Annotated in this window: 25 protein-coding genes; 5 read left to right on the top strand and 20 right to left on the bottom strand. The window is 33.3% G+C overall.

All coding sequences use genetic code 11. The features are described 5' to 3' along the window. Positions 1–14: 14 nt before the first annotated feature. Positions 15–515 carry a CAP domain-containing protein gene (locus OZP06_RS16860; RefSeq protein WP_269222895.1) on the bottom strand — a complete coding sequence of 167 codons (501 nt, stop codon included), beginning with the start codon at positions 513–515 and terminating at the stop codon, positions 15–17. Positions 516–840: 325 nt separating this feature from the next. On the opposite strand from OZP06_RS16860, the gene OZP06_RS16855 reads away from it, so the two are divergent. Beyond that, entirely contained in the window at positions 841–978 is a 138-nt protein-coding gene (locus OZP06_RS16855) for an MFS transporter (RefSeq protein WP_269224632.1), read from the top strand. A 510-nt stretch (positions 979–1488) separates the two neighbouring features. Here OZP06_RS16855 and OZP06_RS16850 read toward each other — a convergent pair. The 5 genes from OZP06_RS16850 to OZP06_RS16830 form a co-directional block, all read right to left on the bottom strand. Then, positions 1489–2685, bottom strand: a complete 1197-nt coding sequence (locus tag OZP06_RS16850) for a PAS domain-containing sensor histidine kinase (RefSeq protein ID WP_281324006.1) — start codon at positions 2683–2685, stop codon at positions 1489–1491. Between the two features lie 300 nt (positions 2686–2985). Then, positions 2986–3486: a hypothetical protein gene (locus OZP06_RS16845; RefSeq protein ID WP_269222893.1), complete on the bottom strand. Its 501-nt coding sequence runs from the start codon at positions 3484–3486 to the stop codon at positions 2986–2988. A gap of 28 nt (positions 3487–3514) precedes the next feature. Further along, the gene (locus tag OZP06_RS16840; protein WP_269222892.1) at positions 3515–4786 is read right to left on the bottom strand and encodes an NAD(P)/FAD-dependent oxidoreductase; all 1272 of its coding nucleotides are present in this window, start codon (positions 4784–4786) and stop codon (positions 3515–3517) included. A gap of 71 nt (positions 4787–4857) precedes the next feature. Next, entirely contained in the window at positions 4858–6192 is a 1335-nt protein-coding gene (locus OZP06_RS16835) for a DEAD/DEAH box helicase (protein ID WP_269222891.1), read from the bottom strand. Between the two features lie 91 nt (positions 6193–6283). Continuing rightward, entirely contained in the window at positions 6284–7444 is a 1161-nt protein-coding gene (locus OZP06_RS16830) for an IS110 family transposase (protein ID WP_269222240.1), read from the bottom strand. A 136-nt stretch (positions 7445–7580) separates the two neighbouring features. Here OZP06_RS16830 and OZP06_RS16825 point away from each other — a divergent pair, with 136 nt between their 5' ends. Beyond that, complete coding sequence (locus tag OZP06_RS16825; RefSeq protein WP_269222890.1) at positions 7581–7781, top strand: hypothetical protein; 201 nt, start codon at positions 7581–7583, stop codon at positions 7779–7781. A gap of 73 nt (positions 7782–7854) precedes the next feature. Here OZP06_RS16825 and OZP06_RS16820 read toward each other — a convergent pair whose 3' ends face one another. After that, positions 7855–9393: a DEAD/DEAH box helicase gene (locus OZP06_RS16820; protein ID WP_281239641.1), complete on the bottom strand. Its 1539-nt coding sequence runs from the start codon at positions 9391–9393 to the stop codon at positions 7855–7857. Positions 9394–9502: 109 nt separating this feature from the next. Further along, positions 9503–10030, bottom strand: a complete 528-nt coding sequence (locus OZP06_RS16815) for a DUF6155 family protein (protein ID WP_269222889.1) — start codon at positions 10028–10030, stop codon at positions 9503–9505. A gap of 104 nt (positions 10031–10134) precedes the next feature. On the opposite strand from OZP06_RS16815, the gene OZP06_RS16810 reads away from it, so the two are divergent. Together OZP06_RS16810 and OZP06_RS16805 are read left to right on the top strand one after the other, a co-directional pair. Then, on the top strand, positions 10135–10410 hold the full coding sequence (locus OZP06_RS16810) for a DUF3817 domain-containing protein (protein WP_269222888.1): 276 nt from the start codon (positions 10135–10137) through the stop codon (positions 10408–10410). A 3-nt stretch (positions 10411–10413) separates the two neighbouring features. Continuing rightward, on the top strand, positions 10414–11670 hold the full coding sequence (locus OZP06_RS16805) for a mechanosensitive ion channel domain-containing protein (RefSeq protein ID WP_269222887.1): 1257 nt from the start codon (positions 10414–10416) through the stop codon (positions 11668–11670). A gap of 186 nt (positions 11671–11856) precedes the next feature. On the opposite strand, the gene OZP06_RS16800 is transcribed toward OZP06_RS16805, so the two are convergent. Beyond that, positions 11857–12243, bottom strand: a complete 387-nt coding sequence (locus OZP06_RS16800) for a hotdog domain-containing protein (RefSeq protein ID WP_269222886.1) — start codon at positions 12241–12243, stop codon at positions 11857–11859. 71 nt (positions 12244–12314) lie between these two features. Here OZP06_RS16800 and OZP06_RS16795 point away from each other — a divergent pair, with 71 nt between their 5' ends. Then, positions 12315–12716, top strand: coding sequence for a glyoxalase (locus tag OZP06_RS16795; RefSeq protein WP_269222885.1), 402 nt, complete (start codon positions 12315–12317; stop codon positions 12714–12716). Between the two features lie 107 nt (positions 12717–12823). Here the strand turns inward: OZP06_RS16795 and OZP06_RS16790 are convergent, their stop codons facing one another. The 11 genes from OZP06_RS16790 to hisG form a co-directional block, all read right to left on the bottom strand. Beyond that, a complete protein-coding gene (locus OZP06_RS16790) occupies positions 12824–16003 on the bottom strand; it encodes a starch-binding protein (RefSeq protein ID WP_269222884.1) in 3180 nt (1059 codons plus the stop codon). A 347-nt stretch (positions 16004–16350) separates the two neighbouring features. Further along, the gene (locus tag OZP06_RS16785) at positions 16351–18006 is read right to left on the bottom strand and encodes a M1 family metallopeptidase (RefSeq protein ID WP_269222883.1); all 1656 of its coding nucleotides are present in this window, start codon (positions 18004–18006) and stop codon (positions 16351–16353) included. 159 nt (positions 18007–18165) lie between these two features. Further along, positions 18166–18765: a bifunctional phosphoribosyl-AMP cyclohydrolase/phosphoribosyl-ATP diphosphatase HisIE gene (hisIE, locus tag OZP06_RS16780; RefSeq protein WP_269222882.1), complete on the bottom strand. Its 600-nt coding sequence runs from the start codon at positions 18763–18765 to the stop codon at positions 18166–18168. A gap of 75 nt (positions 18766–18840) precedes the next feature. Beyond that, the gene (gene hisF, locus OZP06_RS16775) at positions 18841–19596 is read right to left on the bottom strand and encodes an imidazole glycerol phosphate synthase subunit HisF (protein WP_269222881.1); all 756 of its coding nucleotides are present in this window, start codon (positions 19594–19596) and stop codon (positions 18841–18843) included. A 56-nt stretch (positions 19597–19652) separates the two neighbouring features. Continuing rightward, positions 19653–20018 (bottom strand): four helix bundle protein, encoded by a 366-nt coding sequence (locus tag OZP06_RS16770; RefSeq protein ID WP_269222880.1) that lies wholly within the window; start codon positions 20016–20018, stop codon positions 19653–19655. 142 nt (positions 20019–20160) lie between these two features. After that, entirely contained in the window at positions 20161–20886 is a 726-nt protein-coding gene (gene hisA / locus OZP06_RS16765; protein ID WP_269222879.1) for a 1-(5-phosphoribosyl)-5-[(5-phosphoribosylamino)methylideneamino]imidazole-4-carboxamide isomerase, read from the bottom strand. Positions 20887–20968: 82 nt separating this feature from the next. After that, positions 20969–21556: an imidazole glycerol phosphate synthase subunit HisH gene (gene hisH / locus OZP06_RS16760; protein WP_269222878.1), complete on the bottom strand. Its 588-nt coding sequence runs from the start codon at positions 21554–21556 to the stop codon at positions 20969–20971. Positions 21557–21633: 77 nt separating this feature from the next. After that, positions 21634–22770, bottom strand: a complete 1137-nt coding sequence (gene hisB / locus OZP06_RS16755; protein ID WP_269222877.1) for a bifunctional histidinol-phosphatase/imidazoleglycerol-phosphate dehydratase HisB — start codon at positions 22768–22770, stop codon at positions 21634–21636. Positions 22771–22801: 31 nt separating this feature from the next. Continuing rightward, positions 22802–23857, bottom strand: a complete 1056-nt coding sequence (gene hisC, locus OZP06_RS16750) for a histidinol-phosphate transaminase (protein ID WP_281239653.1) — start codon at positions 23855–23857, stop codon at positions 22802–22804. Further along, entirely contained in the window at positions 23847–25139 is a 1293-nt protein-coding gene (hisD, locus tag OZP06_RS16745) for a histidinol dehydrogenase (protein ID WP_281324005.1), read from the bottom strand. The genes hisC and hisD overlap by 11 nt, the downstream gene beginning before the upstream one ends. Positions 25140–25263: 124 nt before the next feature. Continuing rightward, positions 25264–26121 (bottom strand): ATP phosphoribosyltransferase, encoded by an 858-nt coding sequence (gene hisG / locus OZP06_RS16740; protein WP_281324004.1) that lies wholly within the window; start codon positions 26119–26121, stop codon positions 25264–25266. Between the last annotated feature and the right edge of the window lie 355 nt (positions 26122–26476).

Raw genomic sequence — 26476 nt, 5'->3', positions numbered from 1 at the left:
TAGTTTTAAAACACTTATATTTTTACAAATATATTGGTATAATATTTTTTATGATTAATTGGGTCTTCTCGTATTGAAATTCCAAAATTTGAAAAATCTCCTTCAATATTTTCTCTATGTTCTGGACTCTTCAACCAAGCATCAAATGCACCTTGTGGACTATTATAGTTATACGCAATATTTTCACTAACTCGTAATGCTCCCAATGAATTAATAATATTCTCAGATCGAGCTACAAAATCATCATGATTCACTACATTATTGGTAATCATATAATCGTTATGTTCTTCAGATTTATAGGAAATATGATTAATTTTTACCAAAGTATTCAACCCAATACTAATTCTGTAATCATTAATTAAAGTCATAGTTTTAATTTCGTCAGGACTATAATTATAATCAATTACAATTGTTAATTTTGCTTCAACTGCATCTGAGTTTTCATTAGACGAACAGGAAGTCATGATAGTTATTATTGATGCAATCAATAATAAACGGAGTTTTTTGGTGTCCATAGCGATAATAAAATTAAGTATGTAAATTGGGGGGATATTAGATGCAAAATTAGGTTCAATGTCTTGCTAAAGTGTTATATAATTATTGAATTGATTTGCATCTTTATTTTTTCAAAACAAATTGGTCAATGAAAGTGTTCTAAAACCTTATTTAAGAGTTCCTTTTGCAAAAAAAAGGCTCTTAAAAATGACTAAAGCAAAATACATCCAAATAATTCTGATTTTAGGTTTTATGACAGCACTTGTACCGTTTTCAATTGATATGTATCTTCCATAATTTTTTGGAATTGCCAATGACCTTCAAACTACTGTGGCTGCTGTTTCTATGTCGTTATCCAGTTATTTTATTGGAATATCGGCAGGACAATTATTATATAGGCCGTTATTGGATCATTTTGGCCGTAAAAAACCATTGTTTATTGGATTGTTGGTCTATATTTTGGCTTCGCTAGGTTGTGTATAACCTTTGCTCCTTTTGCTAAAAATACGGGAAGTGCATCTGCATTAATGGGTGCTACTCAATTGGTAATTTGAGCTTTAGCTTCGCTTGTAGTGGGAGTTTTTGTTAAAGATTCTATGGTGCCGATGGTTGCCATTATGACTTTTATCACGATTGTAGCTTTCATTATTTTGAATATTGGCAAAAGAATTATGAAATCATGATAGGGCATTAAGCTTTGCTACTATAATGAAATCAAAAAACTTCTTTTTTGGTGAAATATTCCAAGCCAAAAACCAAAAATATTGATACAGCAAAGGTGATAAGATTACTGATATAGTTGTTTTTCTTATCTTAACCTATAGAATTTTTGTCCAATTGTGATCCACCTGGATAGTAAACTGTTGCTACGACCAACTATATAATCAAAATAAATATTACCAATAAATGCTATGTCTTTTTAGCATATACTATTTGATTTAGAAAGTAAAAAAATCTATTTTAAAATTATAATGTCTCTTTTCAACGACAAAATTAGGCACTTTCATCAAACATAATTTCGTCTGAACTGCCAATTTTATATAAAGGTTTCTCAATAGGTAATGTAAAATAAAAAGTAGAACCCTCCCCTTCAATACTTTCGACCCAAATTTCACCACCGTTTTTTTCTAAAAAGCCTTTTACCAATAACAATCCAATTCCGGCTCCTTTATTCTTTTTTCTTGTTTCAGAAAGCGTTTTCATTTGCGGAGTAAAAAGTTTCTCCATTATTTCTCTAGACATTCCAATTCCGGTGTCCTTAATCTGAACAATAATTTTGTCTTCTTTACTTTTTGCCGAAACTGTAATTGAACCCCCTTTTTCGGTATGTTTTATCGCATTTGAAACAATATTTTGAATAATGGAAATCAACATTTTACTGTCGGCAAACACAGAGGTATTCTCTTCGATTTCATGATGAAGATTTATGGTGTTTATTGTAGCCGTTTCATTTAAAGTATCAAAAACCTTATCAATGTATTCGATTAGTTTTAATTTTGTTGGAGAAAAAGTGTCCGATGCGTATTTTATTCTTGCCCATTCTACCAAATAGTCCAACATTTCTAATTCATCAGTAGAGGATTTATAAAGCAAGTCTAGCATTTCCTGTACGGCATCAGGATTCATTTTACGAAAATTTTCTTTTAAATATTTTGCAGTTCCAATAATTGCTGATAATGGACTTCTTAAGTCGTGCGAAAGGATTGCCATAACGCTCTCTTTGTGAGTATTAAGATCTTCCAGTTCTTTGACGTAATTTTTTATGGCATCCTCAGATTGCTTTCTGTCAGTCAAATCCCTTAAAACCTTGACGTAGCCAAGCATTTCTCCGTTTAAACCAATGAGCGGAAAAACCAATCCATAGGCATAAAACAGGCTTTTGTCTTTGGCAATGTGCCATCTATTATCGGTTGCTCTGCCTTCTTTTAAAGCGGTTTCGATTTCTTTTTTAGGAACACCATTCTTTAAATCTTCCTCTGTAAAAATTAAATCAAAAGGTTCTCCAATAACTTCATCTGTTTCGTATCCAAATATCTTTGTTGATCCTGAACTCCAGCTATTTATTATGAAATCATTATCTAATGTAAAAATGGAATAGTCTTGTAAACTATCAATTATTTGACTATAAAACTCAGCAGTTGGAATGTATTTATTTTTGAGAATTTTATTAATTTCTTGTTTGTTTTCCATTTAATTTATTTGAGTCATTTTGTTGATATAGCAGCTTATATCAAACCACTATTGATTATACTGTTTCGATTGTAAAGCTGATTTTCGGCTAAATTAAGTCTAATCTTCGGATATGTAGCAACATCCAATAAAAACTATTTTTGTATTGAGGAACGAATTGAAATTTATTGTAATTGAAGGAAGTTTTTATTCTTAATATTGAGAAACAAAGGATGATCTTTAATGTGGATTTACTCTGCTTGTATGGATTTAAAATCTAGCAATCGGGTTTATAACGCTATAGGGTTTTCATTTATTTTATTATTTTGTTATTTGACCTATACTCAAATTATCAACTATAGTCAAACTAAATAATACTTGCCCATTCATATCTACATTTTTATAATTTCCATCTGCATCAAATTCAACAAATTCTAAAGCGTTACCAGTCCAATATACTTGATTTTCAGAACTAGCATGAATATTAATTTCATTAGAAAATTCTCCGTTACGGTTAATTATTTGCGGATTCCAATTTGTTCGAACATCTAGTTTTTCTGCAACAAATCTTGAAGCTTCTATTGCACATTCCATAAAATCAATTTTACCGTAAGTATTATGCATAATTGCAATTCTATTTCGTAAAAATCTAAACGTTGCATCGGGACTTCTTTCAAACATTGTTGAGACACTTATTGAACATTGTCTTGCTTGTCTTCTTAATTGTCCATGTTTAATAGAATCGCCTAAGTCATGAATTATTTCATACGCCCTATTTTCTTTAGCTAACTGATTTGGGTCAGCTTGTAAAACATTCTTCAACTTGTTTCATAGTAAAAACTATTTTGAGCTATGCATCAACTTTTGTTCTCTTCTCCGGTCTGATAATCATACGTAAGGATTGGTCTTTGGAGAAGTAGGCAATCATCCAATGATAAAAAGTATTCAATCTATTGCGATACGTTATCAAAGACATCAGGTGCACAAATAGCCAAATCATCCAAGCAAAAAAGCCTTTGAAATGCATTTTGGGTTTGGGCAAATCAACAACGGCTTTGTTTTTTCCGATGATGGCCATAGAGCCTTTGTCTTTGTATTTAAAGGGTTTAAGCGACTTGTTTTGAAGTGTTAGTTTAAAATTTTCGGCCAAATTTATTCCTTGTTGGATTGCCACTTGCGCTACTTGCGGGTGACCGCTCGGGAAATCTACATCGTTGAGTTGGATGCATGTATCGCCAATGGCGTAGATGTTTTCGGTACCATTCACTTTGTTGAAAGCATCAGTTGCCATTCGTTTGCCACGACCGTAACTTTCTGCTGGAATTCCTTCAAATTCCCTTGCTGAAACTCCTGCTGCCCAAATTAAGTTTTTGGTTTGAATGGTATTTCCATCGGCAAAGAATACGGTGTCGTCTTTGTAATCGACCACACGGGTGTTTAGCTTTACGACAACCCCAAGTTTTGTTACTGCTTCAAGTGTATCTGCTTGTGATTCCAAACTCATAGGCGACAACAAGGCGTCTCCCCCATCGACCAAATAAATATTACTGGCTGTGGTGCCTAATTCGGGATATTCTTTGAGTAAAATATTTTTGCTCATTTCGGCAAACATACCAGAAACTTCGACTCCTGTAGGTCCGCCACCAGCAACAACAATGGTTAACAGTGTTCTTCGTTTGCGAATGTCTTTGCAAATAGCAGCTTTTTCGAGGTTTTTCAATAAAGCATTGCGCATTTCAATGGCATCATTCAGCGTTTTCATCGGAATGGCATTTTTCTTGACATTTTCCATCCCAAAATAACTGGTTTCGGCGCCCGTTGCAAAAACCAAGCGGTCATAATGCAATTCTCCGTTATTGAGGACGATTTTGTTTTCGGCAGAAATTACTTTTTGCAATTCGCCCAAACGAAATTGCAGATTCTTTTTACCTGCAAAAAATTTACGGAAAGGATAACTGATACTTGAGGGTTCCAGAAAAGCGGTTGCTACCTGATAGATGAGTGGCGGAAAAAAATTATAATTGTTTTTGTCAACAAGAATTACTTCTATTCCTTTGTGGTTGGCAAGTTCTTTGGCTAAATTAATTCCAGCAAAACCACCGCCTATGATTACTATTTTCATATTGAGACTTTTATGAGAAAGATTGTTTTAATACTATCTCATAAAAGTACAATATATATTAGGCCTAAAATTTAGTTTTTGAATTTTTTAACAGGCTTTTCTGCTATTTCAGTTTTGTTTTGCAATAAATAGTTGGCCAACAATTTTTCAATCAATTCGTCTTTGGTCAGATGATGAAAAATGGTTTTAATTTTTGTTTTTAATTCGGCATCCACATCGTGATTGGGTTTGGTTTTGAAGATTTGCTTCGCCCACAAAAGGGTGTTGTTTTCTTCAATACTCGCAACAGACGGTTTTTTGTATTTGGTAAACTGTATTCCCAATTCTTTTTCGAAATCTGCTATTTCAGCAACTTCTTCAGGTTGCAAAATAGTCAAAGAAAGTCCCTTGGCTCCTGCTCTGGCTGTTCTTCCGCTACGGTGCACATAGTTTTCATAGGTGTCAGGCAAATGATAATTGACCACATAAGCCATTTCCTTTACGTCGATTCCTCTGGCTGCCAAATCGGTAGCTACCAAAATATTAATGTGTCCCTCACGAAATTGTTCCATAATTCGGTCACGGATACCTTGTGACAAACTTCCGTGCAAAGCACCTGATGAAAATCGGTTAATGGCTAGATTTTTGGCCAGTTTATTGACAGCAGCTTTGGTTTTGCAAAAAATAATACCGCGCTCTCCGTCTTTTGAATTCAGGAAATGCATTAAAACATCGAGTTTTTCTATCGGATCTACCACTATATAGTTGTGATCAATTCCTTGATTACCGACAGTTTCCATGTTGGCGCTTACTTGAACTACATTTTTATTTAAGTAATTCTGGATCAATTGCTTAATGGTTCCTGGCATAGTCGCCGAAAACAAAAAGGTTCTGTATGTTTTGGGTAATTCGGTTATGATTTCGTCTAGCGCTTCTTTAAGGATCGACACCATTTCGTCGGCCTCGTCGAGAACTAAGAACTTAGTTTCTTTTAGGCTAATGGCAGAGCGTTGCAACAAATCGATTAATCGACCGGGTGTTGCTACGACGATGTGTGTTGGTGTTTTTAATCGTTCGATTTGTGGTTTAATTGGAATTCCGCCACAAACGGCCGCTATAGAAACATCAGGAAGATACTTGGCATAACTTTCTAAATTAGTAAAAATTTGTTGCCCTAATTCTCTTGTAGGTACTAAAATTACGGCTTGTACAGCAGAAACGGTAGTGTCTACTAATTGTATTAAAGGCAAACCAAAAGCAGCGGTTTTTCCCGTTCCCGTTTTGGCAAGTCCCACAACATCGGTACTGTTTGACAACAATAACGGAATGGTTTTTTGCTGAATTTCGGTTGGGGTTACAATTCCCATTTCGGTAATCGCTTTTAGTATTCCTTTTGAAACGCCTAAATCTGAAAATTGTACTGACATGCTTTTTTGTTTTTTAATTGTAAAATGCTATTGAATAGCAGAATGTTGTTTTAGGTACTATCTTCAATACCTAATTTATTTTGGTTAATTTTTATATATTTGTTACACCGAGAGGAAGCTTCTTGCGATTATTCACTGGATGTTTACCTTGTGTAGCCTCAATTTTTATGTTGGGGCTATTTTTTGCTATTGTGTCTTCTTCGAAGCCAATTGCCCGAGAGGTCAACTTTTGCTCCTCTTCTTGGATATTTAGCTGATAAATAGCATCGTAAGCTTCATTCTTTTTCCATAAATGATAAATCATTGTCAGTATCTTTTTTTGAACCGCCACATAACTTTTCATTTTTATTCCATGTTTTTCATAGGTTCTATCATATAAATCTTTGAAGGGTTTAACTTTGCATTGAATAACTACCAATGACGGCATATGTAAGGCGCGTCTTATTCTTGAATTCCCTCTTTTTGATATTTTGGTTTTACCAACACGCTTTCCTGATTGTGCTTCAACTACGTCATAACCCGCATAAGACACTAACTGTTTGTAATTCGTAAATAATGTAAAACCGTTGGTTTCAGCCAAAATAGTACTCAATGTTAAAATTCCTAATCCTTTCATTTTCAATATATTTTCAGTCTTGTCATAAACTTCTTTATTAGATTTCAAATGAATCTTTATTTCTTTGTCCAACTCTTTGAGCTGTGTCTCAAATAAAATTATGGTTTGCTCTAATTGATTTGTAACTGAATCCAAATGGTGCATTGCAAAACTCAACGCATCTAATTGGTTTTTTAAAACCGTTTTCAATTCGGTAACATTTTGATGTTGCCTTGTCAACAATCGTAATTCATAGAAAAAGGATCCCATTGGTTGCCATAAATCTAAGCACTGTTCGGCTCCCATTTGTGATAATCCTTTGGCATCAATGCTGTCATTTTTTGATTTGAGCCCAATAGCTTCCAAATATTTTTTTGCTTTATTAGGCAAAATTATAGAAACATCAAATCCTTTCCCAAACAAACAATAAGCACAATTCTCATGATAAATCCCTGTAGCTTCCATGCAAATTACCACAGGAATAGTTTCCTTTTTATGCTTTAAAATCCACTCTTCCAAAGAAGAAAATCCTTTTAATGTGTTAGAAATAATGGTACTTGACTTTACAGTTACCTTTTGTTTTTCATCAATAACACTAATACAAGCATTAATTTTTTTGCTTGAAACGTCTAATCCAACAGAATACTTTAAATTCATAACTCTTTGATTTAGAATCAATAAACAAAATATTACATAAATCTTTGCTCATTTTTTATACAAGATCCAAATTAAATTCTGGTCTTTAAGTACTATTGTGACTCGAAATGTAATAAAAACGAAATGGATTAACCTAATGTCTACAATATCATCAAAAGATGTATTTCGCCCCGATAGAATTTGGCCATTTCGTTTTGCTTATCAATTGTTGTATTTCAAAGATACATTTCATATTTTTAACATAGTCAAAGATATGAGCCCTGATAGCAGTGAAAATCCTTTTTGGGCTGGGGTTCAGCCCACAAAGATTGTAACGGATAGCGGGATTGGCTCTTGAAAAATATCACCCCCGATCGCTATTTGATTCATATTTTTACTGAATACTAAAAACTGATCACTGATCACTCTTTTTAATCGGCTTCGTTCATGATTTTTTCACGATATTTTTTTCCGATTAACAGGGTCATTTTTAGTTTGTAATCGTCCATCAGCCATTCTCTGTAATTCTTGCTGCATTGGCTAAGGCATTTTGAAAAACGTTTGACGCGGTATTCAATATCAGCTTCTAATTCTCTTGAAAGTGCTTTAGCTTCATTTAATTCTTCGGTATTGTCTACGCACATAGCGGCGTGTTGATCTATCGATTTTTCTAGAACCACTTTAGATCTTAAATTTTGAGCGATGACCAATTTATGTTCTTCGTCTACATCAAAAGTTACATCTTCGGTTTTTGGAAATTTGGCACGCAATTCAGGAGGCATAGTGTACTTAAAATGCAATTCTATTTCGCTATCATCTCTTAAGTTTTCTAAGTAAAATTCTGGAGATTTAAAGATATGTTGCCAATTGATTGGGTCACTCCATAGTCCAAAACGAGCAGCATTATTTCCTAAATCAATAACATAGAATTCATCTTTGTTGGGTAGTTTTCGTGAACCACGTCCAATCATTTGATAATATAAGGTCAATGATTTTGTGGCCCTATTTAATATTATGGTTTCTACAGTTGGTTCATCAAAACCGGTGGTAAGAATACCAACAGATGTCAAAATTGCATCTGGTGTGTGCTTGAACCAATGTAAAATTTCTTTTCGTTCTTCGTTACTGCTAGTATTGTCTAAGTGACGAATGGCATAGCCTGCTTCTCTAAAAGTTTCATATACATATAAAGATGTATTGATACCATTATTAAAAATTAAGGTTTTTTTACCTAAAGATTTCTCGGTATAGGCGTGCAATAATTTTTCTTGCATGGCCATATTGGTATATAAATCATCGGATGATTTTACGGTATAATCTCCGTTGATACCTACTTTTAATGATGTTAATCCCACATCATAACTATAGGTAACGGCTTTTGCCAAGAAACCATTTTCGATTAATGAACTGATGGTGTCTCCTACGATTAATTCATCGTAGCTTTCATGCATAGGTAATTTTATGTTTGAACTCAAAGGTGTTGCAGTCACTCCAAGTATGAATGCATTTTTGAAAGAGCTCAATAATTTTCTGAAAGAGTTGTAATGTGCCTCATCAATAATAACTAAACCGATATTGTCTAAATGAAGTTTTTCATCATTAATTCGGTTTTTTAAAGTTTCGACCATTGCCACAAAACAAGAAAAGTCATTCTGGTCTGGAAGTTCTTTTACTTTGCTGTTGATGATTTTATTTTTTACGTCGAATCCTTTTAACATTTTTGAAGTTTGCTTACACAATTCAATACGATGTGTAAGCACCACCACTTTTTTGTTGTGTTGGGATAAATAGCGACGAACGATTTCAGAAAAAATTACTGTTTTTCCTCCACCTGTTGGCAATTGATATAATAAATGGTGTTTTGCAGGGGCATTGTCTATTCGCTCAAATATGGCGTCAATGTCTCCTTGTTGGTAAGCGTAAAGTTCCTTTTTGACTTCAATTTCAATTTCTAAAGTGTCTTGATGCATTGTGAATTTTTGGATTTTTGCAAAAATACGCCTAAAAAACAGTTATTCAGCCAAATTTTTTTAAAAATATATAGGACAGATTAATTAAAATTGATTCTAAATTTAACATTTAGTACTCTAGAAGTTCGATATTTGTTTTGAAATCAGCGACATTCTTCCATTTTTGGGTTAAAGTTTCATTGGTAATAGCAATTAATCGGCTTTTAAATTCAGTGATAATTCCGTTTGAAATGATGAATTTTATGGCCTGTTCGAAAGAGTTGAAGATACTTTTATAAAATAATTCTTGTTTTATTGTGTTTTCTGAAGCAAAAGTTTGAGCAATTTCGATGTTATAAAGCATCACATCAGCAATAACAAATGGGTCTACACCTAAAAGAATAAAATGCTTGATGTATTTTTGTGCTACAGAACGTCGCATTTTTGGTTTCTTTCTTCTTCCTTTTGTTTGCAGTGGAAAATATTCATGGGAAATTTTGAGTTTGCACTCCTGTAATAAAGTTTCCTCTTTTGGGTTGAAGACAAAATTGTAATACACCTTTACTGGACTGAACTTTTCATACAGTTCCAGAATTTGTTCTTCCAATTGCTCTTTATTAAGTTCATTCAAATATTTTTTTAAATCGCGCTTGCTCATTTTCAAAGTTTAAGAATACAAAAGTAATTTACTTTGTTAATGAATACAGCAATAATCAATGTTATTACCTAATTTTGCCTTTTTTAATTGTAAAAAAACGACAAATGCTTAAAATTTTTAAAATTACTGCCATTTTAGAAGGCATCTCTTATTTGGTTTTATTTTCGAATATGCTTTTTATTAAGCCAACAAATATCGAACTTTACAAAACATTGTTATATCCCATCGGTATGAGTCATGGTGTATTATTTATAGGATACATTTTATTGGCTTTTTTGCTAAAAAAGGCTCAAAATTGGAATTTAAAAGTTTTTGGAATTATATTGATTGCTTCGTTATTGCCGTTTGGAACTTTTTATATCGAGAAAAAATATTTGTAAAACATGAACAAAATCATCCAATTTATTTTTGAATTTCTTTACCCTATTTTTAGAAATTGGGGTATGAGTAGAAGTGCGTCAACTTATTGGAGTCTATTTTTTAATACTATTTTATTGTGTTTTTTGGCCTACGGTCTATATGTTGTTTTCCGATTTATATTGGTAACTATTATGGCACTGGTTGCTCAAAGAACCAAAACTAAGTTTGATGATTTATTAGTAAGCAATAAAACAGCTAAGTACATTGCTTATCTTTTTCCATTATTTTTTGTCTACAAATCGGTTCCAGTAATTCTAGAAAAGTTTGAATATTGGGAAAGTATTTTTGGCAAAACAGTTGGGGTTTACATTGTATTGCTTATTTTATGGATTATCCGAACTATTTTTAATTCCTTACGCGATTATTTAAAATTAATTACGCGTTACAGTGATAAACCTATTGATAGTTTTATTCAGGTAATTATGATTGTGCTTTGGATGTTTGGAATTGCATTGATTATTTCTAAACTCTTTGATATTGATCAAAAGGAATTATTAACTATACTTGGAGCGGTTTCTGCAGTAATTATTTTAGTTTTCAGAGATACTATTTTGGGTTTTGTAGCAAGCGTTCAAGTAGCCATAAATGATATGGTGCGAATTGGCGATTGGATTACCATGGATCGTTATGGTGCTGATGGGGATGTGATCGAAATCAATTTGGCTACCGTGAAAGTTCGAAATTTTGACAATACAACCACTACGATTCCAACCTATAGTTTGAGTTCCGACTCTTTTCAGAACTGGCGAGGAATGTTAAATTCAGACGGCAGACGTATCAAAAGACATATCATTATAAAAGCCAGTAGTATTCGATTCTTGGAAGATGAAGAACTTATTGATTTGAAAAAAATTGATCTTTTGAGTACTTATATTGACCTTAGAAAAACCGATATTGACAATTATAACCGTGGTCATAAAATTGACAAAAGTTTAGCCATAAATGGTCGAAACTTGACCAATCTAGGTTTATTTCGAAAATACATTACCCAATACCTACAGCAATATCCAGGATTAAATAAGGATATGTTGATGATTTGCAGGCAATTGCAACCAACTCCTTATGGTGTTCCTCTTGAAATCTATGCATTTTCTAAAGACAAACGTTTTGAGAATTACGAATACATACAAGCTGATATATTTGATCATATCATTGCTTCGATTACCTATTTTGATTTAGAGATTTTTGTAATGCCTTCAGAAACTATTGTAAAATCTTAGTAGTATTTTCTAATATGAGTAACATTTAATTTTAACCATGTAAGAAATATAAGTTCATTTTAGCCGGGTAAAAAACAATAACTTATATTTCCTACGGGGTTAACCTTTTCAGTCCAATCTACTTTATTGATACGTAAGGGTGTATTTTTTATTATCCATCAGAATTGTAGTCTCTTAGTCTCTTTTTTACCCTATCCTATCTTTTACATACTCAATCTCCGTTTTTCCATGTGCTTTTGGTTTCCCATCATCGCCCAAATTGACCATAGTCGTACTGGCAATAGTGATGATTGTTTCTCGTGTCATCATATTTCTGGCTTCGCAAATTAATTCAATCGAACTACGACCAAATTTAACCACATCAATGCCAATCTCTATAATGTCGCCTTGTCTTGCAGAGCTTCTAAAATTGATTTCCGACATGTGTTTGGTAACAATTCTGGAATTTTCGAGTTGGATGATGGTATATAAAGCCAGCTCTTCATCAATCCAAGCCAATAATTTTCCACCAAATAAAGTGCCGTTAGGGTTTAAATCTTCTGGTTTTACCCATTTTCTGGTATGAAATCTCATAATTTTTTATTTAATAATGCTAAAATAAGACATTGCTAACAGTAATTTTTATAATTTTAAAGAAAAAAAAGATGAATCAGAGAGATCAATTAATCAAAGAAATTCGAGGAGAATCATTAGGAATTGTGAGTAATCAGTCGTCTTCAGAAGAGTTGTTTCAAAATGAGGTACTTAGGCCTATATTGAAATTTCAAAATGATTTGTTTATTGCTTCTTTTTTAAATTACATCAGTAAATACAAAAGAGATTTTTATACTAAAACAGTCGAAAATAAATTGGCAATTATAGAAAATGCCATTCAAAAAGACATCAAGTTTCGAAATGCTTTAAAAGGAATGATTATCGCATTGTTTACTATGGATGAATATGCACTTTATATCCAAAATTCTTCAAGTCTTAACAAAAGAATGATGAATTTATTGATTGAAAGATTAAAAAGTCAAGTACAGTTATTTGAAAATATGGAGCATTAAAGAAAGTGTAATTTAAAACATATTCCTCTTCCTATTTTTAAATCAAATAAAACAAAAAGGCTCAAACTTTAAATTAGTTTGAGCCTTTCTTTTAATATGTAAAAACTTTATTTCTTAATAATTTTTTGTTTGTATTCTTGTCCGTTTTCAAAACGAATTTGAATAAAATACAAACCATTATTTAAGTTACTCATATCTATAGTATTGTTAACCGCTTTTCCAGCTTGAATCATAATACCATTAATAGATAAGATTTGATAATCTAAAACTGCTGAACTTGAAGATACTTGCAGTTGACTGCTTACCGGATTTGGAAATATAGAAATGGATGTTGTTTCGGTTAAGGTCTCTTTTGCTAAACTCAATTTAGCAGTACTAGCTCCCCAAGTATATGAATATCCATTTGTTTTATTTAATAAATCTGCTGTTTGATTAGCAGTACCACTAGATCCATTATTAAAAATTAAATTGATAGATGTTGGGCCAGTTATGGTATATTTATAAAAACCATTAACGTCTGCTACCATAGCAATTCCAGGCCAAGTAGTATTAGCAACACTTCCGGCAGGAACGGCATTCCAATAATGAACTTTTGGAACTCCTGTCCAAGTTGTTGGTGGTTTAAAATAAACTGTTAAAGTTGGGACAGTGACAAAAGTATACACTTCTGTTTTTACAGCAGAAGAAGTACCCACAGTATTTATGACCAATGCTTTTACTGTAGTATTTGCGGTAATTGAGAGCGTTTTTGCTCCAACAGCTGATGGTGAAGATGTCGTTGGTGTTGTCCCATCCAATGTGTAATAAATTGTTGATGTATTTACATTGGCAGTCAATACTACATTAACTGTAGTTCCTGCAGTAAAGGTTCCTCCAGCAGATACAATTGTTAAATCAGGTGCAATAATAGGACATCTATTAGTTGGTTCAGTTGCAAGCCATGCATTGTCATAATATTTGATTCCGGCAGTAGCTGTTAAATCAGCAGTTTTTAAAGTCCCGTCATTGAATATCAAGTTTGTTGCACTTACTGTAGATGGGAAAGTATATTTATACCAATCTCCACAGTCTTGTGTCATTGCAACTCCAGGCCAAGCTACAACCGGAGCTGTACCAGTTGGTGCCCAATAGTAGACTTTTACAGCTGCATTCCAATTTGTTGGTTTTTTGAAGTAAACAGTAAATGTGGTTGGTGTTGTAAAATTATAAACTTCAGTTTTTACAGCAGACGAAATTCCAGTAGTATTTTTAACAAATGCCTTTAGAGTTGTATTTGCAGTAATGGTAATTGTTTTTGTACCAACTGCAGATGGTGATGTAGTACTTGGCGTTGTGCCATCCACAGTATAATAAATTGTGGATGTATTTACATTTGCAGTCAAAACTGTTGTAATTGTAGATCCAGTTGTAAATGTACCTCCAGCTTGAGAGATCGTGAAATCTGGAGCAATGATAGGACATCTGTCAACAGGTTCTGCACTTAACCATGCGTTGTCGTAATATTTGATTCCTGCAGTAGCAGTCAAATCGGCTGTTTTTAAAGTTCCGTCATTGAATAACAAGTTTGTTGCACTCACAGTTGAAGGAAAGGTATATTTGTACCAGTCGCCACAATCTTGCGTCATAGCAACTCCAGGCCATGTTATAACTGGTGCTGTACCTGTTGGTGTCCAATAATATACTTTTACAGCAGCATTCCAATTGGTTGGTTTTTTAAAATATACAGTAAAAGTAGGAGGAGTTCCAAAAGTATAGGTTTCAGTATAAACAGAAGAACTAACATTAGCTGTGTTTTTTACGAAAGCTTTTAGTGTTGTATTTGCTGTTATTGCTAAAGTTTTTGTGCCAATAGCAGAAGCAGAAGTTGTTGTAGGTACTGTACCATCAGTGGTGTAATATATAGTTGAAGTTGCATTGTTGGCAGTTAAAACTACATTGACAGTTGTTCCAGTGGTAAATGTTCCTCCTGGTTGTGATATGGTTAAACTTGGAACATCTACTACATTTCCTTTGTCCCAAATAGCATAATCAGTTCCTGACGCTTTTAAAACCCATCCAGTACCTGGATTCCATAAACCTGGGCCAATTTTTACAGTTACTTTATTGTCTATAGTTGCAGAATAAAATGTTGAAGAATTAGAAACAACAACACTACTATATGCATTTATTCCATTTGCTTTTCTAACGGCCAATATACTATTTATAGCAGTTTCATTAGCAGTATAAACAACTGTTACCCCATCTTTTTTATAAGTTCCTCCATGATAATGTGGAAAAAATACACATGGAATACCTGGATGTGTAAGTATGTAAGCATATGCTTTCATTATATTATCGTTAGATGTAAAACTACCAGCTTTTACAAAGGTATCATGATTGTCTACAAACGTAACCGATTTATCAGCATAACCAAATTGACCCGCTAAACCTGGATTTCCGGCTAATACACTGTAGTTTCCATTATTAAACGCAGGTTGTAATGTATTATAATAAAGAGCAAAATCAAAAGCTGCTGATTTTTTACCAGCACCATCAATCCACGTTTTTAAATTATTGATGTTTCCATCCCAATATTCACCTACTGAAGCATAAGGAGCAGAAGAAGAAATATAATCTCCAAAATAACTAGCAGAAAATCCTTTGGCCACATCCCATCTCCAACTATCAAATCCTAAGGCTTTTAATCGAGTTAAATACTCTTTTACTCCAGTTTGAACTTGAATATTAGTATGATCTAAGTCTCTTGCACCATTAAAATCTTCGCCAGTATCTGCTGTACCACATGGCCTAACACCTGTTATGGTTACAAAATTAGCCTCATCATTATTTGTAATTGAACTGCAATCCCAAGTTGGATTTGTAAAATCAGTCCAATTTGTACTTCCTCCTCTGTGATTGACCACAATGTCAGCCATAGGATGAATTTTAGGAGAACTTGTATTTAAAGTAGTTAAAAGAGTTCTTAATTGTGCCTCAGAACCATAAGAAGTCTGAGTGAAATTAAACAACTCTGTAGGTATATATCCTACTCCACCAGTTGATTTGCTAGGAGGTGGTAACCATATAAGATTAAAACCAGCTGCAGCATATCCAGCAGCACGGTTATTCAAATAGTTATACAATCCACCTTCTGCAACAATTGAAGGTTGGGTATGCACATCCCATCCAAAAGACTGTAGCATAACATCATTCACATTTGCCGATGATTGTGCTTTTATAGTCATAACAGATGAACAAAAAAACAATACAAATAGTAGTGTTTTTTTTAATAATAAAATATTTTTCATAAAGTTAATTTGGGTTAATAAAGTATGAAATTAACAAATTATTCGTATAATTTTTACTATATATATTATTTAAAATATAGTTTTTTGAAGTTATCACAACTCTATCGTTGTAGTTGAGTTGAATGTTAATAAATAATTAGATGTTTATTAAGTAAGTGAATTTCAATAAACTAAAATTATTTCAATTTGATTTCATTTCAACAGATCTATCCAAACAGAAAATTTAAATTAACTTTATGTGATTTTTAATTTAAATAAAAAATGCTCAAACTTTTTTAGTTTGAGCATTTTTAAAATTACAAGATCAAAAGATAGTTAATTTTTTTTTTTAATAATCCATAAAATTCTTATTTTTTAATCACTTTGGTTAATATATAAAAATTTGGATTTACCTCCATTTGATTAATTTTGGAAGTAAAGATATATTCGCTCCATTCTGATTTTGGATTCAAAGTAACAACTGTTCCATTTAGGGTAACAATTATAGGTATTATAAATCCATCAACTATATTTGTCCAACGATAATTCAAGGTGTTGTCTTGAAAAGTATATTCTAATGTTGGAATTCGAATATCTCTCAAATATTGATTGAAAAACGGATTTAAATCCATTCCAACTTGTTGACTCAAATAATCTTCAATTTGTTTGGTGGTAACGGTTTGATGATAAAAAGTACTATTCAAACCTCTCAAAATACTTCTCCATTTTTCATCATTATTTACTAACTGGCGTAATGTATTGAGCATATTAGCACCTTTATAATACATATCTCCTGAGCCTTCATTGTTTACATAATAGTGTCCGATAATAGGCTTGTCATTTTGAATGTTTTTACGAATGCCTCTTACATATTCATATCCAGCTTCTTTTCCATAATAATATTCCAGAAAAAGGCTTTCAGAATAACAGGTAAAACTTTCATGAATCCACATGTCGGCTATGTCTTTGTAAGTAATATTATTGGCAAACCATTCGTGCCCCGATTCATGGATAATAATAAAATCGAATTTTAATCCCCAGCCTGTTCCACTCAAATCACTTCCTAAATAGCCGTTTTTAAAACCATTTCCGTAAGTTACACAACTTTGATGTTCCATTCCTAAATATGGAGCTTCTACCAGTTTGTAGCTATCTTCGTAAAAAGGATATGGACCAAACCAATGTTCAAAAGCTTTCAACATTCTCGGAACATCTTTAAAATGTTCTTTAGCTTTTGTTAAATTATCTTTCAAAACATAATAGGTACAATCCAAATCGCCTTTTTCCCCTTTGTATTTCTCAGAAAAAGTCACATAATCTCCAATATTAATATTAACGCCATAGTTATTAATCGGATTTTTTACAACCCATGTATAGGTTTTGGTTCCGTTTTTCAATGCTTTTACACTTTGCAAACGACCATTGGAAACATCGGTCAATTTTCCGGGAACATTCACACTAATTTTCATTCCTTCGACTTCATCATACATGTGGTCTTTGTTTGGCCACCAAACACTGGCGCCCAGACCCTGACAGGAAGATGCAATAAAAGCATTCCCGTTTTTGTCTTTTTCCCATGTGATTCCACCATCCCATGGTGGTCTAACCGCTACTTTTGGTTTGCCTTGATAAAAAATTTCAATCTCTTTTATAGCACCTACATTTTGCTCAGAAACCAATGTTATAAAGAAAACATTGCCTTCTCTTTTGTATTTTAATTCTACGCCATCTTGGATTATTTTAGTAATTTCCATTGGTTTTTGCAAGTCAATTTGCATTACAGAATAAGGTTGTAAAACTTTATATAGAATGGTGTTAGATCCTGTAATTGTGCTGTCTGCAGGATTTACTTTTATGTCAAGATTGTAATGTTTTATGTCCCACCAAGCTCTTTCTTTGGTGATACTTCCTCTTAAAGAATCTTGTCTTGTAAAAACAATTTCAGATTTGGAAAGCAAACCTTGTGCTTGAACGCCAGTGGAGATTAAAAAAGAGATTACTAATAAATTAAAATATTTTTTCATAAAATTGATTATTTCTCTTCAAAACTACATACTTTTTTTAGATAATTTTCAATAAAAAAAGCCCAAAAGTAATTTATACTAATTGGACTTTGATTGTCTATTAAAATGAATTTTATTATATCTTGATTGTGAATAAGTCAGATAATTGAAAGCTTATTTTTATTTCTGACGACTTTTCAAAACTTCAACCACGTCATTCAATTGAAAACCTTTGGCTTGCAGTAAGATTAAATAGTGAAAAAGCAAATCAGCGCTTTCGCTAAGGAATAAATCATCATTATCATCTTTGGCTTCAATAACCACTTCGACTGCTTCTTCTCCTACTTTTTGAGCAATTTTGTTGATTCCCAATTTAAATAAAGAAGCCACATAACTTTTTTCAGAATCGGCATTTTCTCTTCTGGTTTTGATAGTGTTTTCCAAATTAGAGATAAAACCATAATCCTGTTTGTTTTCGGTTGCCCAACAAGTATCAGTTCCTTTATGACAGGTTGGCCCCACAGGTTTTGCTTGAATCAATAATGTATCACTGTCACAATCGTTTTTGATGTCAACCAAATTCAAAAAATTACCGCTTTCTTCGCCTTTCGTCCAAAGTCTTTGCTTGGAACGGCTGTAAAAAGTTACTTTTTGAGTATCGATTGTTTTTTGATAGGCTTCGGCATTCATGTAACCCAGCATCAAAACATTCTTGGTTTCACTATCTTGGATGATGGCAGGAATTAACCCGTGCGCGCTTTTTGAAAAATCTATGTCCATAATATAAAGTTAGAAGTTAGAAGTTAGAAGTTAGAAGTTGAAGAATTGAAGTTTAAAACTTTAATTCCACCAACACTATATTCTAACCTCAATATTATTATTTTTAAGTTCTTTTTTTAACGCTTTGATTTCAATTTCTTTAAAATGAAATACGCTTGCGGCCAATGCTGCATCAGCTTTCCCCTCGATAAAGGTATCTACAAAATGTTGCACATTCCCTGCTCCTCCTGAAGCAATTATTGGGATATTAACCAATTGTGATAATTTTGCCAAAGCTTCATTTGCAAATCCATTTTTGGTTCCGTCGTGATTCATTGAGGTAAAAAGGATTTCTCCAGCTCCTCTCTCTTCCACTTCTTGTGCCCAATCGAATAATCGAATTTCAGTAGGAACCTTCCCTCCAACCAAATGCACCATCCATTCGCCTTCAATTTGCTTGGCATCGATGGCAACTACTATGCATTGGCTCCCGAATTTTTGTGCCAAATCATTAATCAACTGTGGATTTTTTACTGCCGAAGAATTGATAGAAACCTTATCCGCTCCGTTTTGAAGCAAAACTTCCACATCTTCTACTGTCGAGATTCCTCCACCCACAGTAAATGGAATATTGATAGTCGCAGCCACTTTTCGAACCAAATCTACTAATGTTTTTCTACGTTCTTCTGTTGCCGAGATATCTAGAAAAACCAATTCATCAGCACCTTCATCCGAATAGATTTTGGCCAATTCGACAGGATCTCCAGCATCACGCAAATCTACGAAATTAACGCCTTTTACGGTTCTTCCGTTTTTGATGTCGAGACAAGGTATTATTCTTTTTGTTAACATTATTTAAAGTTAGAGGTTAGAGGTTAGAATTTAGAAGTTCATAACCGAGAAAAAAATCACTTTAATTTACTTTTAGCTGTGTTTATAGAAGCTACTATTATTGCAACTAATTCATTCGCTTCTTTGCATAATCTTATCATTTCATTTTTCACATTTTTATATTCTAAATCATATAGTTCCAATAAAATTTCAATAAAAAAATGGCTTTCATCAGCTTCTTCCTCAACTATTTTTAATTTATTGATAAAATCTGCTGTAGATTTTCCTCTTTGAGATGCCCTATAATTTGCACCGACAGAACTCGAACATCTAATCAATTGATTGACATAAGCATTATATTCTCTGGAATGAGGAAAACTTCTACAAAGTTTACCACAATCAATTGCGAATTTTTTAGTTCTTGCTTTTAAATCTTGGACCATAATTTAAAGTTAGAGGTTAGAAATACGAATTTAGAAATAAATTAGAAAAATTAAATCTTGAAAATTTAGAATCCAAAATATAATTAAAATGATTCAAAGTTTTTTTTCATTCCAACTACTTCTTATTTCTAACTTCTTATTTCTAACTTTGAATTATATAATTTTCCAATTGTTTCAATGAAATTCGACCTTCGTAAATCGCTTTTCCAATGATAGTCCCTTCACAGCCCATTTCAGCTAATTTAGGCAACTCATCAAATGTGGAAATTCCACCAGAAGCGATTAATTTTATACCACTGGCTTCCTTTAAAATTTTGGCATACAAATCAAAACTTGGGCCTTCCAACATTCCATCTTTGGCAATATCGGTACAGATCACGTACTGAATTCCTTTGCCTTGATAGTCTTGGATAAATGGCACCAAATCTTCATCAGAATCTTCCAACCAACCTGAAACGGCTACTTTTTCGTTATTGGCATCAGCTCCTAAAATAATTTTATCCGAACCATATTCGGCAATCCATTTTTCAAAAATGGCTCTGTTTTTTACAGCAATACTTCCACCGGTGATTTGATTAGCACCAGATTCAAAAGCTATTTTTAAATCAGAATCAGCTTTCAATCCGCCGCCAAAATCAATTTTCAGTTTGGTTTGCGTAGCAATTTGTTCCAATATTTTATAATTTACAATTTTGCTCGATTTAGCGCCATCCAAATCAACCAAATGCAAGTATTCGATTCCGTGCGCTTCAAATGATTTGGCTACTTCAAGCGGATTTTCGTTATATATAATTTTTGTATTGTAATCGCCTTTGGACAAACGAACACATTTTCCTTCTATAATATCTATTGCGGGTATTATTCTCATTTATTTTTATTTAAAGATTTAAAGATTGAATGATTTAAAGATTTGTTAACAAAGACGTTTAATTTTTAATTCATTAAATCTTTCAATTATTCAATGTTAGAAAATTTGCTAAAATTTTCTCCCCAACATCACCACTTTTTTCGGGGTGAAATTGTGTTCCATAAAAGTTATCATTCTCTAAAGCCGAAGAATATTCCACTTCATAATCAGTAGTTGCAATGGTTTCTTTGCAAATAGGTGCATAAAAACTATGGACCAAATACATGTATTCATTCTCAGCAATTCCTTTGAATAAATCTGATTTAAGATTGTAAATAGTATTCCAACCCATTTGGGGCACTTTTACTTTTGGAGAAAATTTGATGACATCTACATCAAAAATGCCCAATCCTACTGTATTTCCTTCCTCGGATTTGTTGCACATCAATTGCATTCCTAGACAAATTCCGAAAACGGGTTGTTTTAGCGTTGGAATCAAATTATCCAAACCACTTTCTTTAAGCATTTTCATTGCATAACTAGCCTCTCCTACTCCAGGAAAGATTACTTTATCGGCAGCTTTTATTTCTTCCGGATCATTGCTCAAAACTGCCTTGAATCCCAATCTTTCGATGGCAAACATGATGCTTTGAATATTTCCTGCTCCGTAATTTATGATTACTATTTTCATGTTTTTAAACCATTAAGAAATTAAGGTATATTAAGAATTTAAATCTCAATAATTTATAATTCTAAATTTATAATTATCTAAAGCATTCCCTTCGTACTCGGCAAAATCATCTTCTCTGTATCGCGTTTTACGGCAACTTTTATCGCTTTCGCAAAAGCTTTAAAGATGGCTTCAATTTTATGATGTTCATTGGTTCCTTCGGCTTTAATGTTGATATTGGCTTTGGCACCATCTGAGAAGGATTTGAAGAAATGATAAAACATCTCTGTTGGCATTTTACCTACCATCTCCCGTTTGAATTCGGTTTCCCAAACCAACCAGTTTCTGCCTCCAAAATCAATCGCTACTTGGGATAAGCAGTCGTCCATTGGCAAACAGAAACCATAACGCTCGATTCCCAATTTATTTCCTAATGCTTTGGCAAAAACTTCACCAAGCGCAATGGCTGTATCTTCAATCGTATGGTGCTCGTCAACTTCTAAATCTCCTTTAACCAAAATTTCTAAGTCCATTTGTCCGTGGCGTGCAATCTGATCCAGCATGTGGTCGAAAAAAGAGATGCCAGTTTCGATTTTGCTTTTTCCGGTTCCATCCAAGTTCAAATTGATGTAAATATCGGTTTCATTGGTTTTTCTAGAAATAGTTGCCGAACGCGCTTCTAGTTTCAAAAACTCATAGATTACTTTCCAATCGGTAGATTGCAAGATAATCACATCATCTAATTCCTCTCTTTTTACAGCAATTTCGGTGCTTCCTGCTCCTTCGGTGGTATTCATAAAAATAGCTTTTGCACCCAAGTTTTTGGCCAATTCCACATCGGTCAAACGATCACCCAAAACAAAGGAATTGGCTAAATCATATTCAGGATTGTCAATGTATTTAGTCAACATTCCAGTTCTTGGCTTGCGGGTTGGTGCATTGTCTTCCGGAAAAGAACGATCCACAAAAATATCATCAAAAAGAACGCCTTCGTTTTCAAAAGCTCTCAAAATAAAATTTTGGGTTGGCCAAAAAGTATCTTCCGGAAAACAGTCGGTTCCCAATCCATCTTGATTGGTCACCATAACTAATTCGTAGTCCATTTCTTTGGCTATTTTTGCCAAATATTGAAATGCTTTTGGGTAAAATTCCAGTTTGTCTAAACTGTCTAATTGGTATCCTTCTGGTTCTAAAACAATGGTTCCGTCACGATCTATAAAAAGTACTTTTTTCATTGGTTTCTTATTAATTTAACTCTTTCAGGGTTTAAAACCCTGAAAGAGTTATTGCATTGATTAATTTTTTATTTTCTTCCTCTGTTCCAATAGTCAAACGCAAACAATTTTCGCATAAAGGCTGCGTTGTTCTGTTGCGGATTACGATTCCTTTGGCTATCAAATTATCGTATCTTTTGTTGGCATCATCCACTTTAATCAATATAAAATTGGCTTCAGTTGGATAGATTTTTTCAACATATTTTATATCAAGTAATACTTTAAGTAATTCCTCTCTTTGCTTTATTATTGATTTGATTTCAGATTGTATTTCATCGGTATTATCCAATCTTTCCAAAGCTCTTTTCTGAGATAACTCGTTTACATTATAAGGTGGTTTTATTTTATTTAAAACGGCAATTATTTGAGCGGAAGCATAACAAATTCCCAATCGGATTCCCGCCAAACCGTATGCTTTTGAAAGTGTTTGTGTGATGATTAAATTAGGATATTGCTCCAGTTTTTGCAACCAACTTTCTTTTTCCGAAAAATCGATATACGCTTCATCAATCACTATCAAACCATTAAAATGCTCTAATAAAGTCATTACGCTTTCTTCCGAAAATGAATTTCCTGTTGGGTTATTGGGAGAACACAAAAAGATCATTTTCGTATTATCATCAATTGCCTTAAATATTTTTTCAATTTGAGGCTGAAAATCCGTGGAAAGCAATACTTCTCTATTTTCTACCGCATTGATATTAGCCAAAACGCCGTACATTCCATATGTAGGTGGTAAAGTAATCACATTATCCACTTTTGGCTCACAAAACGCTCTAAAAATTAAGTCCAATACCTCATCACTACCGTTTCCTAGCAGCATTTGGTTTGTATTTACGTTGTTTTGTTTGGCAAGAATACTTTTTACAGAAGCTTGTTGCGGGTCAGGATAACGATTTACACCATTATTGAACGGATTTTCATTGGCATCTAAAAAAACCATTTCGGCGGTGTCAAAATCTTCAAATTCATCTCTTGCAGACGAATAAGGCTTCAAAACCTTGACGTTGTCACGAACTAAACTATCTAAATTAAAACTATTTATCATTTTCAAGGGCTTTTAATCGTAAAGTAACTGCATTTTTGTGGGCTTGTAATCCCTCGGCTTCAGCCATAATTTCAATAGCCGAACCAATATTTTGTATTCCAACTGCGCTGATTTTTTGAAAAGTCATCGATTTGGTAAAACTGTCTAGATTTACACCGCTATAATTTTTGGCATAACCATTCGTTGGTAAGGTGTGATTGGTTCCTGAAGCGTAATCGCCAGCACTTTCTGGAGTATAATTTCCGACGAAAACAGAACCTGCATTGGCAATATTGTCAACGTAAAAAGCTTCATCTTTGGTACAAATAATAAAATGTTCTGGACCATATTCATTAATTAATTCTAAAGCGACTGTATCATTTTCGACAAAAATCAATTTTGAATTGGAAATAGCTTTTTCTGCAATGGCTTTTCGAGGTAAAACGGCCATTTGAGAGTAAATTTCTAGTTCGACAGCGTCAATCAATGTTTTTGAAGTCGAAACTAAAATCACCTGACTGTCTGTTCCGTGTTCGGCTTGAGATAATAAATCGGAAGCAATAAAAGAAGGAACGGCAGTATCATCAGCCACAATCAACAATTCGGATGGACCAGCTGGCATATCGATGGCGACACCAAACTGAGTAGCCAATTGTTTGGCAACAGTCACAAACTGATTTCCGGGTCCGAATATTTTGTACGCTTTTGGAATTAATTCTGTACCAAAAGTCATTCCTGCGATGGCTTGAATCCCTCCCACTTTTAGAATTTTGGTAACACCACATAAATACGCGGCATATAAAATAGCTGGATTGATGTTTCCTTTTTTGTCTGGAGGCGAACACAACACGATTTCGCTACATCCGGCAATATTTGCAGGTACTGCCAGCATTAATACTGTTGAAAATAATGGAGCTGTTCCTCCTGGAATGTATAAACCGATTTTTTGGATTGGTCTTTTTTCCTGCCAGCAGTTTACACCTTCGATAGTTTCTACTGTAACTCGATTCGTTTTTTGGGCTGCGTGAAATTTTTCAATATTTGACTTTGCCAATTGGATGGCTTGTTTTAATTCATCAGAAATTGTTGCGATGGCAGTTGCAATTTCACTTTGAGAAACTTCTAAATTTGGAACTGAAACGCCATCAAAAAGAGACGTATATTTTGCTACAGCAATATCCCCTTTGGATTGTACTTCCTTGAAAATTCCTTTGACAGTTGCCTCGATATCATCAACTGTTTTGGTTGGTCTTTCTAAAATGGTTGACCAAGTTTCTGTTTTTGGATTGTATATTTTATTCATTTTAGCCCCCTAGCCCCCAAAGGGGGAATTGCTACAAGAGAGGTTGCCTGTATTTTTAATGTTTTTCAATTTTTTTTTAAATTTCTAGACTTCTAGAGAATTCCCCCTTCGGGGGTTAGGGGGCTTACAATACCATTTTCTCTATTGGGCAAACTAGAATTCCTTCAGCGCCAACCTCTTTTAGTTGGTCTATTACTTCCCAAAAAGTATCTTTGTCAATAACCGAGTGTATACTACTCCAGCCTTCTTGTGCCAATGGCAAAACAGTTAAGCTACGCAATACAGGAAGAATTTTACCGACTGCCTCAATTTTGTCATTTGGAATATTCATCAAAATGTATTTTGATTTTCGAGCTCGTAAAACCGATTCTATTCTGAATTTTAAGGTGTCTATTATTTTTTGAGATTCAGGGCTTACTTTTGGAGAAACAGCTAATACCGCTTCACTTTTAAAAATAACCTCAACTTCTTTCAAATTGTTTTTGAATAAAGTGCTTCCGCTAGATACAATATCGACAATTGCATCTGCCAGACCTATATTGGGAGCAATTTCTACTGAACCTGATATTTGGTGAATATCAACTGTTACTCCTTTAGAATTAAAAAAATCAATTACAGTGTTTGGATAAGAAGTGGCAATTCGCATTCCTTCTAAATCTTTTACGGATTTGTAATCGAATGTTTTTGGAACTGCGACCGAAACTTTGCATTTTGAAAAACCTAATTTTTGAATTACTTCAATTTTTTTTCCTTTTTCAACCAATAAATTATCTCCAACAATAGCTATGTCTACGACTCCATCAATTAAATATTGAGGAATATCCGAATTTCGCAGATACAAAACCTCTAAAGGAAAATTAGAAGCTTCTGCTTTTAATTGGTCTATACCATTATCGATAGAGATACCTGCATCTTTAAGGATTTGAATGCTTTCTTCGTTTAAACGACCTGATTTTTGAATGGCAATTTTAAGTGTACTCATTTTAGTTTTTTTAGTTTTTTGTTTAGATTAAAGCTTGAGTACAAAGAATAGGCAATAAAAAACCCGTTTGATGTACTCAAACGGGTTTAGATTATTGTGATTTACACGCATACCATTAACACATCGCTTGAGAGCAATTATGAGAATGATGATGATGTAATTGAATTGATAACATAACTTTAAAATATTAGATAACTCTTTGTTTCTTTTGCAAATATAGAGGATAAATCAATTACAATCCAATTTTTATTTTAACGTTTCGATAATTATTTGTTAAATTAAATATGCTTAGGCAATAAATATGATAAAATAGTGAAAAGTAATTAAATATTGTAAAAAATCATGGTTGTTTAAA

The sequence above is a fragment of the Flavobacterium sp. IMCC34518 genome, assembly GCF_027111095.2.
GTDB lineage: Bacteria > Bacteroidota > Bacteroidia > Flavobacteriales > Flavobacteriaceae > Flavobacterium > Flavobacterium praedii.
The sequence above is the reverse complement of the archived record's forward strand: the minus strand, read 5'-3'. Positions and strand labels throughout refer to the sequence as shown.

Excerpts from the sequence above, each read along its gene's own strand:
- OZP06_RS16860 (WP_269222895.1), bottom strand. The coding sequence starts at position 515 with ATGGACACCAAAAAACTCCGTTTATTATTGATTGCATCAATAATAACT.
- OZP06_RS16855 (WP_269224632.1), top strand. The coding sequence starts at position 841 with ATGTCGTTATCCAGTTATTTTATTGGAATATCGGCAGGACAATTATTA.
- OZP06_RS16850 (WP_281324006.1), bottom strand. The coding sequence starts at position 2,685 with ATGGAAAACAAACAAGAAATTAATAAAATTCTCAAAAATAAATACATT.
- OZP06_RS16840 (WP_269222892.1), bottom strand. The coding sequence starts at position 4,786 with ATGAAAATAGTAATCATAGGCGGTGGTTTTGCTGGAATTAATTTAGCC.
- OZP06_RS16835 (WP_269222891.1), bottom strand. The coding sequence starts at position 6,192 with ATGTCAGTACAATTTTCAGATTTAGGCGTTTCAAAAGGAATACTAAAA.
- OZP06_RS16830 (WP_269222240.1), bottom strand. The coding sequence starts at position 7,444 with ATGAATTTAAAGTATTCTGTTGGATTAGACGTTTCAAGCAAAAAAATT.
- OZP06_RS16825 (WP_269222890.1), top strand. The coding sequence starts at position 7,581 with ATGTCTACAATATCATCAAAAGATGTATTTCGCCCCGATAGAATTTGG.
- OZP06_RS16820 (WP_281239641.1), bottom strand. The coding sequence starts at position 9,393 with ATGCATCAAGACACTTTAGAAATTGAAATTGAAGTCAAAAAGGAACTT.
- OZP06_RS16815 (WP_269222889.1), bottom strand. The coding sequence starts at position 10,030 with ATGAGCAAGCGCGATTTAAAAAAATATTTGAATGAACTTAATAAAGAG.
- OZP06_RS16810 (WP_269222888.1), top strand. The coding sequence starts at position 10,135 with ATGCTTAAAATTTTTAAAATTACTGCCATTTTAGAAGGCATCTCTTAT.
- OZP06_RS16805 (WP_269222887.1), top strand. The coding sequence starts at position 10,414 with ATGAACAAAATCATCCAATTTATTTTTGAATTTCTTTACCCTATTTTT.
- OZP06_RS16800 (WP_269222886.1), bottom strand. The coding sequence starts at position 12,243 with ATGAGATTTCATACCAGAAAATGGGTAAAACCAGAAGATTTAAACCCT.
- OZP06_RS16795 (WP_269222885.1), top strand. The coding sequence starts at position 12,315 with ATGAATCAGAGAGATCAATTAATCAAAGAAATTCGAGGAGAATCATTA.
- OZP06_RS16790 (WP_269222884.1), bottom strand. The coding sequence starts at position 16,003 with ATGAAAAATATTTTATTATTAAAAAAAACACTACTATTTGTATTGTTT.
- OZP06_RS16785 (WP_269222883.1), bottom strand. The coding sequence starts at position 18,006 with ATGAAAAAATATTTTAATTTATTAGTAATCTCTTTTTTAATCTCCACT.
- hisIE (WP_269222882.1), bottom strand. The coding sequence starts at position 18,765 with ATGGACATAGATTTTTCAAAAAGCGCGCACGGGTTAATTCCTGCCATC.
- hisF (WP_269222881.1), bottom strand. The coding sequence starts at position 19,596 with ATGTTAACAAAAAGAATAATACCTTGTCTCGACATCAAAAACGGAAGA.
- OZP06_RS16770 (WP_269222880.1), bottom strand. The coding sequence starts at position 20,018 with ATGGTCCAAGATTTAAAAGCAAGAACTAAAAAATTCGCAATTGATTGT.
- hisA (WP_269222879.1), bottom strand. The coding sequence starts at position 20,886 with ATGAGAATAATACCCGCAATAGATATTATAGAAGGAAAATGTGTTCGT.
- hisH (WP_269222878.1), bottom strand. The coding sequence starts at position 21,556 with ATGAAAATAGTAATCATAAATTACGGAGCAGGAAATATTCAAAGCATC.
- hisB (WP_269222877.1), bottom strand. The coding sequence starts at position 22,770 with ATGAAAAAAGTACTTTTTATAGATCGTGACGGAACCATTGTTTTAGAA.
- hisC (WP_281239653.1), bottom strand. The coding sequence starts at position 23,857 with ATGATAAATAGTTTTAATTTAGATAGTTTAGTTCGTGACAACGTCAAG.
- hisD (WP_281324005.1), bottom strand. The coding sequence starts at position 25,139 with ATGAATAAAATATACAATCCAAAAACAGAAACTTGGTCAACCATTTTA.
- hisG (WP_281324004.1), bottom strand. The coding sequence starts at position 26,121 with ATGAGTACACTTAAAATTGCCATTCAAAAATCAGGTCGTTTAAACGAA.